15 protein-coding genes are annotated in these 12,675 nt (G+C 67.4%); 10 read left to right on the top strand and 5 right to left on the bottom strand.

Annotated elements, in window-relative coordinates:
• Window positions 1-74 precede the first annotated feature (74 nt).
• Complete coding sequence (locus ACFVMC_RS07980; RefSeq protein ID WP_379208045.1) at window positions 75-1,316, top strand: aspartate aminotransferase family protein; 1,242 nt, start codon at window positions 75-77, stop codon at window positions 1,314-1,316.
• Between the two features lie 10 nt (window positions 1,317-1,326).
• A complete protein-coding gene (locus tag ACFVMC_RS07975) occupies window positions 1,327-1,824 on the top strand; it encodes a DUF3830 family protein (RefSeq protein ID WP_379208043.1) in 498 nt (165 codons plus the stop codon).
• 1 nt (window position 1,825) lies between these two features.
• Here ACFVMC_RS07975 and ACFVMC_RS07970 read toward each other — a convergent pair whose 3' ends face one another.
• Together ACFVMC_RS07970 and ACFVMC_RS07965 are read right to left on the bottom strand one after the other, a co-directional pair.
• Entirely contained in the window at window positions 1,826-3,205 is a 1,380-nt protein-coding gene (locus ACFVMC_RS07970) for an amidase (RefSeq protein WP_379208041.1), read from the bottom strand.
• A gap of 12 nt (window positions 3,206-3,217) precedes the next feature.
• Window positions 3,218-4,183 carry a D-2-hydroxyacid dehydrogenase gene (locus tag ACFVMC_RS07965; RefSeq protein WP_379208040.1) on the bottom strand — a complete coding sequence of 322 codons (966 nt, stop codon included), beginning with the start codon at window positions 4,181-4,183 and terminating at the stop codon, window positions 3,218-3,220.
• An 85-nt stretch (window positions 4,184-4,268) separates the two neighbouring features.
• On the opposite strand from ACFVMC_RS07965, the gene ACFVMC_RS07960 reads away from it, so the two are divergent.
• The 3 genes from ACFVMC_RS07960 to ACFVMC_RS07950 are packed head-to-tail and all read left to right on the top strand — an operon-like array spanning window position 4,269 to window position 6,389.
• Window positions 4,269-5,009: an Asp/Glu/hydantoin racemase gene (locus tag ACFVMC_RS07960; protein ID WP_379208038.1), complete on the top strand. Its 741-nt coding sequence runs from the start codon at window positions 4,269-4,271 to the stop codon at window positions 5,007-5,009.
• An 8-nt stretch (window positions 5,010-5,017) separates the two neighbouring features.
• Complete coding sequence (locus tag ACFVMC_RS07955; RefSeq protein ID WP_379208037.1) at window positions 5,018-5,743, top strand: maleate cis-trans isomerase; 726 nt, start codon at window positions 5,018-5,020, stop codon at window positions 5,741-5,743.
• Window positions 5,730-6,389, top strand: a complete 660-nt coding sequence (locus tag ACFVMC_RS07950) for a GntR family transcriptional regulator (RefSeq protein ID WP_379208035.1) — start codon at window positions 5,730-5,732, stop codon at window positions 6,387-6,389. The genes ACFVMC_RS07955 and ACFVMC_RS07950 overlap by 14 nt, the downstream gene beginning before the upstream one ends.
• Before the next feature lie 16 nt (window positions 6,390-6,405).
• Here ACFVMC_RS07950 and ACFVMC_RS07945 read toward each other — a convergent pair whose 3' ends face one another.
• Window positions 6,406-6,609, bottom strand: a complete 204-nt coding sequence (locus tag ACFVMC_RS07945) for a hypothetical protein (protein ID WP_379208033.1) — start codon at window positions 6,607-6,609, stop codon at window positions 6,406-6,408.
• Window positions 6,610-6,680: 71 nt separating this feature from the next.
• Here ACFVMC_RS07945 and ACFVMC_RS07940 point away from each other — a divergent pair, with 71 nt between their 5' ends.
• A complete protein-coding gene (locus tag ACFVMC_RS07940) occupies window positions 6,681-7,112 on the top strand; it encodes a VOC family protein (RefSeq protein WP_379208032.1) in 432 nt (143 codons plus the stop codon).
• Window positions 7,113-7,172: 60 nt separating this feature from the next.
• Here the strand turns inward: ACFVMC_RS07940 and ACFVMC_RS07935 are convergent, their stop codons facing one another.
• Window positions 7,173-8,075, bottom strand: a complete 903-nt coding sequence (locus ACFVMC_RS07935; protein ID WP_379208030.1) for a 3-hydroxyacyl-CoA dehydrogenase — start codon at window positions 8,073-8,075, stop codon at window positions 7,173-7,175.
• Between the two features lie 187 nt (window positions 8,076-8,262).
• Between ACFVMC_RS07935 and ACFVMC_RS07930 the strand changes: the two genes are divergently transcribed.
• A complete protein-coding gene (locus ACFVMC_RS07930) occupies window positions 8,263-9,261 on the top strand; it encodes a hypothetical protein (RefSeq protein ID WP_379208028.1) in 999 nt (332 codons plus the stop codon).
• 15 nt (window positions 9,262-9,276) lie between these two features.
• Here ACFVMC_RS07930 and ACFVMC_RS07925 read toward each other — a convergent pair whose 3' ends face one another.
• A complete protein-coding gene (locus ACFVMC_RS07925) occupies window positions 9,277-9,918 on the bottom strand; it encodes a TetR/AcrR family transcriptional regulator (RefSeq protein ID WP_379208026.1) in 642 nt (213 codons plus the stop codon).
• A 124-nt stretch (window positions 9,919-10,042) separates the two neighbouring features.
• Between ACFVMC_RS07925 and ACFVMC_RS07920 the strand changes: the two genes are divergently transcribed.
• From ACFVMC_RS07920 to ACFVMC_RS07910, 3 genes are read left to right on the top strand one after another with little or no spacing between them, the layout of a single operon-like run.
• Entirely contained in the window at window positions 10,043-11,752 is a 1,710-nt protein-coding gene (locus ACFVMC_RS07920) for an FAD-dependent oxidoreductase (RefSeq protein ID WP_379208024.1), read from the top strand.
• Window positions 11,725-12,060: an ArsR/SmtB family transcription factor gene (locus ACFVMC_RS07915; protein ID WP_379208023.1), complete on the top strand. Its 336-nt coding sequence runs from the start codon at window positions 11,725-11,727 to the stop codon at window positions 12,058-12,060. Before ACFVMC_RS07920 ends, ACFVMC_RS07915 begins: the two co-directional genes overlap by 28 nt.
• The gene (locus tag ACFVMC_RS07910; RefSeq protein ID WP_379208021.1) at window positions 12,057-12,542 is read left to right on the top strand and encodes an SRPBCC family protein; all 486 of its coding nucleotides are present in this window, start codon (window positions 12,057-12,059) and stop codon (window positions 12,540-12,542) included. Before ACFVMC_RS07915 ends, ACFVMC_RS07910 begins: the two co-directional genes overlap by 4 nt.
• The last annotated feature ends 133 nt before the right edge of the window (window positions 12,543-12,675 follow it).

Raw genomic sequence — 12,675 nt, 5'->3', positions numbered from 1 at the left:
GAACCATTGCCGCGCCGCTGCCCGCCATGTTATGCATATTGTCAACAATCCGACAATAGCTGAGGCAGCTCACCATGACCGAGCTTTCCCCCGTCCTCAAACAAGCCACGCCGCTCACCGTCGACCACGGTTCCGGCTGCTACCTCTACGACACCGACGGCCGCCGATACCTGGACTTCACCGCCGGAATCGGTGTGACCAGCACCGGGCACTGTCATCCGCGCGTGGTCGAGGCCGCGCGCGCCCAGATCGGCAGCCTGATCCACGGCCAATACACGACCGTGCGCCACCGGCCACTGCTGGAACTCACCGCACGCCTGGGCGAGGTGCTGCCCCCGGAACTGGACGCGGTGTTCTTCGCCAATTCCGGCAGCGAGGCGGTGGAGGCGGCGCTGCGGCTGGTCCGCCAGGCCACCGGACGGCCGAATGTCATTGTCTTCCACGGCGGATTCCACGGCCGCACCGTCGCCGCCGCCACCATGACCACCTCGGGCACCCGCTTCTCCGCCGGGTTCAGCCCGCTCATGAGCGGCGTGCACGTCGCACCGTTCCCCACCGCTTACCGCTACGGCTGGTCCGAGGACGAGGCCACCGATTTCGCACTGCGTGAATTGGACTACCTGTTCGCCACGCTCAGCGCGCCGCGCGAGACCGCGGCCCTGCTCGTCGAACCGGTACTCGGCGAAGGCGGCTACATTCCCGGCAACACCAGGTTCTTCCAGGGGCTGCGCGAACGCGCCGACGCCCACGGCATCCTGCTCGTGCTCGACGAGATCCAGACCGGATTCGGGCGCACCGGAAAGTTCTTCGGGCACCAGCACTTCGGCGTCCGCCCCGATGTGATCACCATTGCCAAAGGCCTGGCCAGCGGCTTCCCGCTGTCCGGCATCGCCGCCTCGACCGAGCTGATGGCCAAGGCCTGGCCGGGGTCCCAGGGCGGCACCTACGGCGGCAACGCGGTGGCCTGCGCCGCCGCCGTCGCCACACTCGAGGTGATCGAATCCGAAGGCCTGGTCGCCAATGCCGACGCCCGCGGCGCGCAACTGCTGACCGGCATGCGCGAGCGCGCCACCAAGGCCATCGGCGACGTCCGTGGCCTGGGCCTGATGGTCGGCGCGGAATTCAGCACCGCCACCGGCGAACCCGATCCCGTCACCGCCGCGGCGGCGCAACGACGCGCTGTCGACCACGGATTGGTCCTGCTGACCTGCGGCGCGCACAACAATGTGGTGCGCATGATCCCACCGCTGATCGTCTCCGCCGAGCAGATCGACGAGGCGCTCGAGCTCTGGTCGGCCGTACTCGACGAACTCTGAGAGGACACCCATGGCCCGCCACATCACCATCACGCTCACCAAGGCCGGGGTGACCTGCCGCGCCCGGCTGCTCGATGCCGACGCGCCGCGCACCTGCGCGGCGGTCTGGGACGCGCTGCCGCAGGAAGGGGACGCCTTCCACGCCAAGTACGCGCGCAACGAGGTCTACACGCTGCTGCCCCGGATCACGGCCGCGCCGCATCGCGAGAACCCCACCGTCACACCGATTCCCGGCGATGTGTGCCTGTTCGATTTCCAGGCGTGGGAGATCGGCAATCCGGCCTACGGCTACGAGCCGGGGTCCGCGGCGCACCACGCCCAGGGCGCCACCGACCTCGCGCTGTTCTACGGCCGCAACAACCTGCTGATCAACGGCGACCTGGGCTGGGTACCCGGCAATGTGTTCGCCACCATCACCACCGGTCTCGACGAGTTGGCGGCCGCCTGCAACGCGCTCTGGTTGCGCGGTGTGGAAGGCGAGACCCTCGCCTTCGCCCGCGCGAGCTGACTCAGCCCGCGAGCACCTGCTCGGCGAATCGCGCCATCGCCAGCACCAGATCATCGGAATGCCGCGGACCCACGATCTGCATGCCGACCGGTAGCCCGGCGCTCGTCGTCCCCGCGGGGATGCTGATCGCGGGCTGCTGGGTCAGGTTGAACGGGTAGGTGAACGGCGTCCACTCCGGCCAACCGCGCAGGCCACTGCCGGGCGGCACATCGTGTCCCGCTTCGAAGGCCGTGATCGGCATGGTCGGGGTGATCAGCACGTCGTAGGCGGTGTGGAAGGCGCCCATCACAATGCCCACCTCGGCGGCGATCGCACGCGCGTCGAGATGATCCACGGCGCTGAGGGTTTCGCCGTATTCCCATACGGCGCGCAGGCCGGGGTCCACGCGGTCGCGGGTGCCCTCCGGGAACTTCGAGAGCATGGTCGCCGCGCCCGAGGCCCAGAGCTGCTCGAAAGCCGCACGCGGCTCGGCGAATCCGGGATCGGCGGCCAGCACGCGCAGCCCGGCCGCCTCCAGGCGCGCCACCGCCGCCGCCAGCACCGCCGCGACCTCCGGATCGACCTGGGCGTAGCCGAGCGTCGCGGAGTACGCGACCGTCACACCGCGGACGTCACGGTGCAGTTGCCCGCGGAAGGTGGTCATCATGGGCGCCAGCGCCGTCGGGTCACGCGGATCGGGCAGCGACAGAATGTCCATGAGCAGCGCGGCGTCCTCGACCGTGCGGGTCATCGGGCCCGCGTGCGCCAACGGCCCGAACGGGCTGGCCGGATACAGCGGAATCCGCCCGTAGGTCGGCTTGAAACCGACGATGCCGCAGAACGAGGCCGGGATCCGCACGCTCCCACCGCCATCCGTGCCCACCGACACCGGGCCCATCCCCGCGGCGACCGCGGCCGCACTACCGCCGGAGGAACCTCCCGAGGTCGTCGACGGATCGGCCGGATTGCGCGTGATGCCGGTGAGCGGACTGTCGGTGGTCGCCTTCCAGGCCAGCTCCGGTGTGGTGGTCTTGCCCAGGAACACCATGCCGTCCGCACGCAGCCGCGCCGCGACCGGACTGTCCAGCGGCCAGGGCACATCGGCTTCGATCGAGGTCGATCCGCGCCGGGTCGGCCAGCCCTCGGTGAGGAAGATGTCCTTGATCGAGATCGGCACTCCGTCCAGCAGGCCCTGGACGTGCCCGGAGAGCCAGCGGGCCTCGGATTCCTTGGCCTGGATCAGCGCCCGTTCCGGATCCACCAGGCAGAAGGCGTTCAACTCCGGATCACGCTCGGCGATGGCATCGAGGGCGGCCCGGGTGGCTTCGACCGGCGACAGGGCGCCGGTGGAATACGCGGTGACCAGCTCCACCGCCGACATGGCCGTCGGCTCGGTCGTCATAACGGACTCCCTTCAGCCGGGCACGTAACCCAGCCTCTTGTCGACCACGTCGCACAGCGGCCGACCGTCGATCCACCGTTCGAAGTTCGCGGTGAAGGCGGTGACAATGTCGGTCCGCCAGCCTGCGAAATCTCCGGAATTGTGGGGTGTGAGGTGAACATCGGGCTGATCCCACAGCGGATGACCGGACGGCAGCGGCTCGGGATCGACGACATCGAGCGCCGCCCCCGCGATAGTGCCGGAGCGCAGGGCGGCGACGAGATCGTCTGTCACTACTAATTCCCCACGACCGACATTGATGAAACGGGCATGCGGCTTCATGGCCGCGAATGCTCGCGCGTCGAACAGGTGCCGGGTCGACGGCGTCAGCGGGGCGATGGCCACGACGTAATCGGTCGTGGCCAGTTCGGCGTACAGATCGACGCCGACCGTGCCGAAGTCCGGGTCCTGCGCCCGGGGCCGGCGGCCGAGACCGCGCACCCGCATGCCCGCCGCGCGCAGCAGTCGCGCGATGGCCCGGCCGATCGGGCCGGTGCCGACCACCAGCACCGTGGCGCCCGCGATCCGCTCGGATTCGCGATGCCGCCAGATCTGTTCGCGCTGCAAACGCGACGACTCGGTGAAATCCTTTGCGAAGGACAGGATCTGGCCGAGCACGTACTCGGCGATGGCGGTGTCGAAGACGCCTCGGGTATTGGTGACGACCACCGGGCCGGCCACCAGCTCGTCGAACATGACGGTGTCGACACCGGTCGCCGCGACGTGCACCCAGCGCAGCCGGTCCGCCGCGGACCAGGCGCCGGGGACGGCCCGGCTCAGGAAGTCGTACACGAACAGCGCCTCGGCGCCGCGCAACGCGTCGGCGAGGCCCGGCGATTCGGTGTAGCGAACCGTGGCGCGCTCGTGGACGGGATGCATAAGCTGCGCATCGGGCCGATTGCCGTCGTGAAGAACGGTGATTATCGGTCCCTCATTCACATTGACAGGGTAAAAACGCATCGTATGATTGTCAACAATCTGACGACATGCGGTGGTAGCCCGGCTGAACGCGAGAGGGGCCCTCGTGGAACTCCAGTTTCCCGATATAGAAGGTCCCGTCGCACAACGGGGTATCGGCATCATCGCACCCTTCGACCTGGCGTTGGAACGCGAACTATGGCGGTGGGTACCGCTGGAGGTCAGCCTGCACCTGGCGCGCACACCCTATGAGCCGGTGCCGGTTTCGGTCGCCATGGCCGAACTCGTCTCCAATCCCATCCACCTCTCGGCCGCGACACACAATGTGCTGCACGTGGATCCGGAGGTCATCGCCTACCTGTGCACCTCCGGCAGCTTCGTGCACGGCATGGCCCACGAGTCGGCCCTGCGCGAGGCCATCTGCGCGGCCGGGGCGCGCGACGCCGTCACCACCTCCGGTGCGCTGCTGGAGGCCATCCGCGCACTCGACCTCACCCGCATCTCGGTCATCACCCCCTACGACGCGATACTCACCGGCAAACTGGCCGACTTCCTCGTCGAGGCGGGCTGCGAGGTCCTGCGCTCGGACCATCTCGGACTCGGCGGCGGCATCTGGAAAGTCAGCTACCGCACCGTCGCCGAACGCATCATCAACGCCGACGACCCCGGCTCCCAGGCCATCTTCGTCAGCTGCACCAACCTGCCCACCTACGACCTGATCGAACCCCTCGAACAGGTACTGGGCAAACCGGTGCTCACCGCCAATCAACTCACCATGTGGGCGTGCCTGGGGCGGATGAAACTGCCCATGATGGGGCCCGGCCGCTGGCTCCAGGATGTGTTCTAGGAGGGCATATGACGATCGGCTTCATCTACCCCGACCACGCCGCCGAAGACGACTACCCCCGCGCGGCAAGCACTCTCGGCGTCGAGCTGCGCGTGGCCCACATCTACGGCACCGATCTGCACGCGGTACCCGAACTGCGCGAGCTGGGCAGCCCGGCCAAACTGCGCCGGGGCGCCGAGCTGCTGCGGCCCTTCGCACCGGACGCCGTCGTCTGGGCCTGCACCTCCGGCAGTTTCGTCTACGGCCCGGACGGCGCGCGCGAACAGGTGCGCGGGTTGGCCACGGCCGCCGGGGTACCCGCGTCGAGCACCAGCTTCGCCTTCGTCAACGCGGCGCGGGCGCTGGCGGTGGACACGGTGGCGGTGGTGGCCAGCTACCCCGACGAGGTGGCCGCGCTGTTCACGGACTTCCTGGCGGCCGAGGGCATTCGGGTTGTCTCGGGCACCAGCGCGGGCATCGACACCGCCGCCGCGGTCGGCACGCTCACACCCGACCAGGTGCGAAACCTGGTCCTCGCCAACGACTGTCCCGACGCTGCGGCGCTGCTCGTCCCCGACACCGCCATGCACACCCTGGAGGTGCTGCCGGAATTGGAAGCGGCACTGGGCAAACCGGTGCTGACGGCCAATCAGGTAACCATCTGGGAGGGCCTGCGGCTCGCGGGGGTACCCGGCGCCCCGACCGGCAAACTGGGAAAACTCTTCTCGGATAGGTGTATACATGCCAGTGCTTGATTTCGAACCGGTCAACCGGCAGTCGACTGCGGAGATGATCGCCGACCGGCTTCGCGACGCCATCGTGCGTGGCGCGCTCGCACCGGGCGCGCAGCTGATCGAAACCGATCTGGCCGCCCAATTCGATGTCTCCCGCGGGCCGATCCGCGAGGCCATGCAGCGCCTGGTATCGGAAGGACTGCTGCACAGTGTCCGCCACCGGGGGATCTTCGTCATCGAACTCACCCTCGACGACGTCATCGACGTCTACCGCGCGCGCACCGCGATCGAGAGCGGCGCCCTCGAGCTCATCCTCGACGGCAGACGCGAAATCGCCTACCGGGCACTGGAACCCAGCGTCGAGGTGATGCGAGCCCACGCCGAATCCGGCAATGCCACCGGCGTCTCCGACGCCGACCAGGCCTTCCACGAGGCCCTGGTCGACAGCGCCGCCAGCCCCCGCCTGGTCCGCGCCGCCCGCACCCTGCTCCTCGAAACCCGCATGTGCCTGGGCGCTCTGGAAACCACCTACCCGGATCTGCGTGTGCAGGCCCGCGAACACCTCGACCTGCGCGACGCCATCCTCGACGGCCCGCCCGAGCGGGTCCGCGCGCTGCTGGTCGAGCACCTGGAGGACGCGGTGCAGCGGCTGCGCACCCGCTACTGAGCGGATCGGCGCGTAGTCAAGCCGGTGACCGCGACGAACGCAGTTCCGCCAGTGTGTGCCTGGTGCGCACACTCGCGCCGAGCGAGACGACGCGCACCTGCCACGGCCGCGGTGGTGCGGTCGATTCCGCGCGCAGGGAGTTCGCCATGGCGAAGGTCTCCAGCAGGCCGGTGAACCCGAAATCCGCCGTACCGTCCAGCACGAAGATATCCACATTCATGTCGGAAACAGTACGGAATGTGTCGCTTCCGACACTACGCAAGCGAATGTCGTCCTCTTACAGTCCAATTCGTGACCCTCTTCGCCACCACCGGCACCCACCACATCCGCCTGACCGTCACCGATATCGATCGCTCGCGCGAGTTCTACCAGCGCGTCCTCGGCTTCGAGGTGGCCGCCGAATCCCCCGGCAGCCCCGCCGATCCCGACGTCCGCGCCGATCCCTACCAGCTCTTCGGCGGCTGTGTGTTCCAGGCGAACGGCATGCTGCTCGGCCTGCGCCCCGTCGCCGACCCCGCCGACCGCTTCGACGCCGACCGCGTCGGCCTCGACCACCTGAGCTTCTCCGTCGCCTCGAAAGCCGACCTCTTCCAGGCCGCCGAGCGCTGCGCCGAGGCCGGCATCGAACACGGCGAGGTCATCGACATGGAGCAGTTCGGCATCGCCATCCTCTCCTTCACCGACCCCGACGGCATCCACCTGGAACTCACCGCACCGCTCTGACCTGCGCGGGCGGCGCCTCGAACGCACCGAGGCACCGCCCCGCGGCGAGCCGTTCGCCGCTCAGTTCTCGAGTTTCCAGGCGGCGACGGGTTCGCCGCGGTTGCCCTCGGCGTCGTAGGTGAAGAAGCCGGCGCGGTCGGCGAGACCGGAACGGCCCGCATCGATGCTCTGCTTCAACATGTCGGCGAACTTGCGCATCTTGGGATCCGGTGAGTTGCGCGAAATGTTGTAAGCGACATTGAAACCGACGATGTCGAAGCCCTGGAACGGGCCGAACGGGGACTGTGTGGCGATGCGCCACACCGCGTCGATATCGGCCGGATCGGCGACCTCGTCCACATAGAGCTGGGCGCCGGCGTTGAGGAACGGAATGAGCACACTGTTGAGGATGTAACCGGGGACTTCCTTGCGCACCGGGACCGGCACCAGTCCGATCTCGCCGGCGAACCGCATGACCGCGTCGAAACACCGGGGATCGGTGGCCGGAGTGGCCATCACCTCCCCGGTGTTGTGCGACCAGATCAGGTTCGCGAAATGCAATGCCAGGAATCGGTCCGGCCGACCCGTCGCCTCCGCGAAATCACTGGGCCGCAGCGACGATGTGTTGGTCGCGAAAATCGTCTCGGCGGGCGCGGCCTGCCCGATCTGCCCCCACACCTTCCGTTTCAGGTCGAGGTTCTCCGGAATGGCCTCGATCACCAGATCGGCCTGCGCGACCGCATCCGCGACATCGGTGCTGGTGCGAATAGCGGCGACCGCCCGATCGAACCGCTCGGCGTCGTAGTCGGGCAGATCACGCTGGTAATACCCGCGCATCCATTCCCACCGCTGCGGCAGCTTCGCCAGCAACTCCTCCGAAACGTCATACCCGGTAACGGATTTACCGTGATACGCGGCCTGCATCATGATCTGCGACCCGAGCACCCCGGTCCCGAAAACTGTCACATTCGTCAGAGCTGCCATTCGACTACCTCTTTCTCGACGCCGCACGGACACAGAACGCCTGCCAGTAGACCGTGCCCGCCGAACCGATACCAGCGGCCACGCCGCGATCGAAGCGGCACTGGGCAGTCCGCTCATGACCGGACTCGACTGCCGAATAGCGGCCGGGCAATAGACGTTGCCGTATCGGCTTGCCAGACTTGGGCCCATGCGCGAGCTTCACCGAGATGTGGTCGATCACGCGGGTGCGAGGGCGCTGGTCTGGTCCGGTAGTCGGCTGTACGACGCGGCGTCGGGCTGGCGGTCGATTCCCTTGGAGGGATCGCCGGGGTCGTCGAGATTCGACGACTACGGCGCACAGTTCGACACCGCGACAGCGTCACCTCTCGGCGACGTCATCGCATTGGTGGCGAGCACCGGCACGAACGGACTGCTGCTGACGCCGGATGGTGAGCTCATCCGCGAGATCCATCGAAGTGACTACTGCGCCGACGCATATCGATACCCCGTGGCGCTGTACACACTTCCGGACGGCCGCACCGGATTGGCGCATTGCCCCGAGGAATACAACCGTCTGGAAATCGAAGTCGCGGCGAATGGCGAGCGCGTGACCGCCGATTCCGACCGCAGCCCGGAGGATGTCTTTCATTCCCGGTTGGAAGTATCACCGAGTGGGCAGTATCTGCTCAGTGCCGGGTGGGTGTGGCATCCAGTGGATTGGCTGGCTGTCTACAAGCTGTCGTGTGTGGCGACAGAACCAGCGGTTCTGGATTCGCTGAGCGGATTCGCGCACACGAGTATCGATGTCGCCGGTGCGTGTTTCCTCGATAGCGACGACATCGTGATCAGTACCTGCCCGGACGGAGTGGCATCATCCGATGATCCCGAAGTGCTCGGGCCCAATACGCTGGCCCGCTGGTCGCCCGTCACAAAGACAGTCGTCTGGCGCAGACAGCTGCCTTCGGCCGCAGGTGACATCGTGACCATGGCGGGCCACATCCTGGCGCTGCACGACTACCCCCGCCTGTATGACGCGGCGGACGGAGCACTGCTGGCTGAATGGCCCGACCTCCCGACCGGCTCGGCTACCAGCTCCATCGTGGGGACCAAGTCCTTTTCGGGGCGAGGGCGAATGGCGATCGACTCGGCCGGTCGACGCTTCGCGGTCAACGACGGCGAGCGGATCACGGTGGTTCACCTGGGGTGACCCGCTGCCCAACGGTCAGTCCGGCTCGGGTGGGTCCAATCCGAGCAGGCGGGCGACGAGGGCGACCTGCTCGGCGTAGTGGTGGACGAATTCGGAACTGTGCGGGTCGACTCGGCAGATGCCTTCGATGACATTGGGGATACTGGTGGTCGCCATGGCGGCGGCGGTCAGGATGATCGTCAAACAGGCTGGGTCGATGTCGGCCGACAGTTGGCCCGAGTTCTGGCGGGCCCGGATCTCGTCGACGGCGGATTGCATGTGTTGCGCGCGTCGTTCCTGATCGAAATCGCTGCTGGGCCCGGTGTATTCGAGTCCACCCCAGGCCAGCAGCCGGACGGCGTCCGGGTTGTTCGTCGCTTCCAACGCGTAGCGGCGGATCTGTTCGGACAGGGGCGTGCCGGAGGAGACCAGCTGGCTTTCGCGGGTCTGCCACTGTTGCGTGAGCGCCTGGTAGAGGCCCTCTTTGCTGCCGAAGTAGTACCAGAGCAGCTGCTGGTTGACACCTGCCTTGGCGGCGATCGCGCCGGTTCGAGCGCCGGCGTATCCGTGTGCCGCGAACTCCGAGGATGCGGCGTCGAGGATGAGTTTTCGGGTGCGCTCCGGGTCACGCTGCCGCTCCTGCGGTTTCGGTGAACGACGCGGCTTCGCTGAGGGCACGGCCGAACTATAACAACAGCCAGCAAAGTCAACTGAATGGAAAACACAATCAAGTAGTTGCTTGACTCAATAGTGCAGCTGGTTGATAGTGAATTCGTCAGCTCGGGTAGCACTGGAGAACCACATGGCAAGCGAAACGCCTGACCGCACCCCCGTACTCATCGTGGGCGGAGGCATCACCGGCCTGTCCACGGCGCTGTTCCTCGCCCGGCACGGGGTGCGCTCGACAACGGTCGAACGGCATCCGTCGACGGCGATCATGCCGCAGGCCAGAGCCTTCAACCCACGATCACTGGAGATCTACCGGGCCCTCGGACTCGAGGACGACATCCGCGCGCACCAATCGATCCTGCTCGACCTGCCCGAGATGATCGGCGCGGACACTCTCGCCGCCGCGGAACGTTTCCGGGTGGACATGCTCGCCCAGGTCCGGCCCGGCGACATCAGCCCCGCCGATTGGGCGCTGATCGACCAGGACGAACTGGAACGAATCGTGCACGCACACGCGATCCGCGCGGGCGCGGACGTGCGCTTCGGCACCGAACTCATGTCACTCACCATCGACGCCGACGGCGTGACCGCGACCGTGCGTGATCTCGCCGGCGGAACCGAATCCACTGTTCGCACCGACTATCTCGTCGCCGCGGACGGCAACCGCGCCGAGATCCGCCATCGGCTCGGTGTCGGCGCGGACGGCCCCGGCGTGCTGGGCCATGCCGCACACTTCCTCTTCGACGCCGACCTCGAGACGCCCCTCCGGGACCGCCGATTCCTGCTCGCCTACCTCGACCAGCCCGCCGCCGGCACCGTGCTGACGCCACTGCGACAGCACGGGCGATGGATGCTCGGCATACCGTTGGATCCACGACAGGGCCAGACCATCGAGGACTTCACCGAGCGGCATTGCCTCGACACCGCCCGCGCCGCCATCGGAGCCGCGGACCTGGACATCACGCTAGTGCCGCCGGTTCCCGGATGGCGCGCCACCCCGACGGACGTCCGGATCGGAGCGTGGGTAGCCCGCGGATACCGGGTCGGCCGGGTGTTCTTCGCCGGGGACTGCGCCCACGTCATGCCGCCGACCGGGTCGTTCGGCGCGAACACCGGGATCGCCGACGCACACAACCTGGCCTGGAAACTCGCCGCCGTCCTGCACGGACAGGCCGGAGCATCGCTGCTGGACACCTACGAAGCCGAGCGGCGCCCGGTCGCGCAGACCACCATGGACACCGCGATGCGGATCCTGACCGCTCGCCACCACGCTTCCGGCGCGGCGGCGACCCAGATCGACGAGGTCAGCATGGCTTTCGGCTACCGATACCGCTCTGCGGCGATCTGTGTCGAGCCGGGCACTCCGGAGCAGCCGGTCGAAAATCCCCGCACTCCCAGCGGTCGCCCCGGAGTGCGCGCCCCGCACGTATGGCTGAGCCACAACGGGACAGCGGTGTCCACCCTGGATCTGTGCACCGGCACCTTCACCCTGCTCGCCGGAAGCGTGGGCGGCCCGTGGATCACGGCGGCCGAGAACGTGGCCGCCGCTCTCGGAATACCTTTCGACGCCTATCGGATCGGGCCCGAGCTGCGCGACACCGACGACCGGTTTCCGCGCACCTTCGGAATCACCGATACCGGCGCCACACTGATCCGCCCGGACGGATTCGTCGCCTGGCGCGCCCGGATCGTGGCCGACCAGCCCGAACATGAGCTGCACCGGGCCCTTACCCGAACTCCTCGCCCGTGGCTAGCCGCACCGGAACGGCGCGGCGGGTCTTGCGTTTCACGCTTTGAAAGTCCACACTTACGAAAGTGGACACTTTCAGAGATGTGGATCTAGCGATACTGGGCGACCCGATGCGCAAAGCGATATTCGAACGGTTGGCGCGCCGGCCTTGCTCGGTGGGTGAACTGGCGCAGGAGCTGCCGATCACGCGCCAGGCGGTATCGCAGCATCTACAGGTCCTCAAACAGGGCGGTCTGGTGGTGGTCACTCCCGAAGGCACCCGGCGGATCTACCGGATCAACCCGGAAGGGCTGGAAGCGATCCAGGCCTACTTCCAGCAGATCTGGGACAACGCCCTCGCCGCTTTTCAGAAGGCCGCCGAAGCGGCGGCCGACGATCCCGAACAGGAGCAACCCGCATGACCACGACACCGGATCTGGCCGCGCTGCAAGGAAAAGCCTCCGTCGCACTGCCGCTCGAGCGCGCGTTCGCGTTCTTCACCGAATCCTTCGGCAAATGGTGGCCTTCGGCCTATCACATCGGCACGGCCGAGATGGCCGACGCGATCCTCGAGCCGCAGGTGGGCGGGCGCTGGTTCGAACGCGGCGTCGATGGGAGCGAATGCGATTGGGGCCGAGTCCTGGTGTGGGAGCCTCCGCACCGGCTCGTGCTGACCTGGCAGATCAACGGCCACTGGCAGTTCGACCCCGACCCCGCGCGGGCCAGCGAAATCGAGGTGCGCTTCACCGCCGAGAGCCCCGAACAGACCACGGTCACCCTCGAACACCGCCACATCGACCGCCTGGTCGAAGGCCGGGCCATGGCGCAGACCATCGTCGAGGGTGGCGGCGGCTGGAGCACGGTACTGGAAGCCTTCGCGAAAACCGCCGAAGGCCAAGGCTGATCGACGCAGACACGGAACGAGAAAGGGCTCATGCTCGCTATGAGCATGAGCCACCTGTCGAGTGGATCCGACTATGTCGCGGTCTGTGGGTTGCTGGACCCCGGCGCGCGCTGGAGCGCGGAACTCGACCCCG

The organism is Nocardia sp. NPDC127579, from assembly GCF_042672005.1.
GTDB lineage: Bacteria > Actinomycetota > Actinomycetes > Mycobacteriales > Mycobacteriaceae > Nocardia.
The sequence above is the reverse complement of the archived record's forward strand: the minus strand, read 5'-3'. Positions and strand labels throughout refer to the sequence as shown.

Coding starts and splice junctions, on each gene's coding strand:
- ACFVMC_RS07930 (WP_379208028.1), top strand. CDS start 8,263: ATGCGCGAGCTTCACCGAGATGTGGTCGATCACGCGGGTGCGAGGGCG.
- ACFVMC_RS07935 (WP_379208030.1), bottom strand. CDS start 8,075: ATGGCAGCTCTGACGAATGTGACAGTTTTCGGGACCGGGGTGCTCGGG.
- ACFVMC_RS07910 (WP_379208021.1), top strand. CDS start 12,057: ATGACCACGACACCGGATCTGGCCGCGCTGCAAGGAAAAGCCTCCGTC.
- ACFVMC_RS07950 (WP_379208035.1), top strand. CDS start 5,730: ATGCCAGTGCTTGATTTCGAACCGGTCAACCGGCAGTCGACTGCGGAG.
- ACFVMC_RS07970 (WP_379208041.1), bottom strand. CDS start 3,205: ATGACGACCGAGCCGACGGCCATGTCGGCGGTGGAGCTGGTCACCGCG.
- ACFVMC_RS07955 (WP_379208037.1), top strand. CDS start 5,018: ATGACGATCGGCTTCATCTACCCCGACCACGCCGCCGAAGACGACTAC.
- ACFVMC_RS07980 (WP_379208045.1), top strand. CDS start 75: ATGACCGAGCTTTCCCCCGTCCTCAAACAAGCCACGCCGCTCACCGTC.
- ACFVMC_RS07975 (WP_379208043.1), top strand. CDS start 1,327: ATGGCCCGCCACATCACCATCACGCTCACCAAGGCCGGGGTGACCTGC.
- ACFVMC_RS07945 (WP_379208033.1), bottom strand. CDS start 6,609: ATGAATGTGGATATCTTCGTGCTGGACGGTACGGCGGATTTCGGGTTC.
- ACFVMC_RS07920 (WP_379208024.1), top strand. CDS start 10,043: ATGGCAAGCGAAACGCCTGACCGCACCCCCGTACTCATCGTGGGCGGA.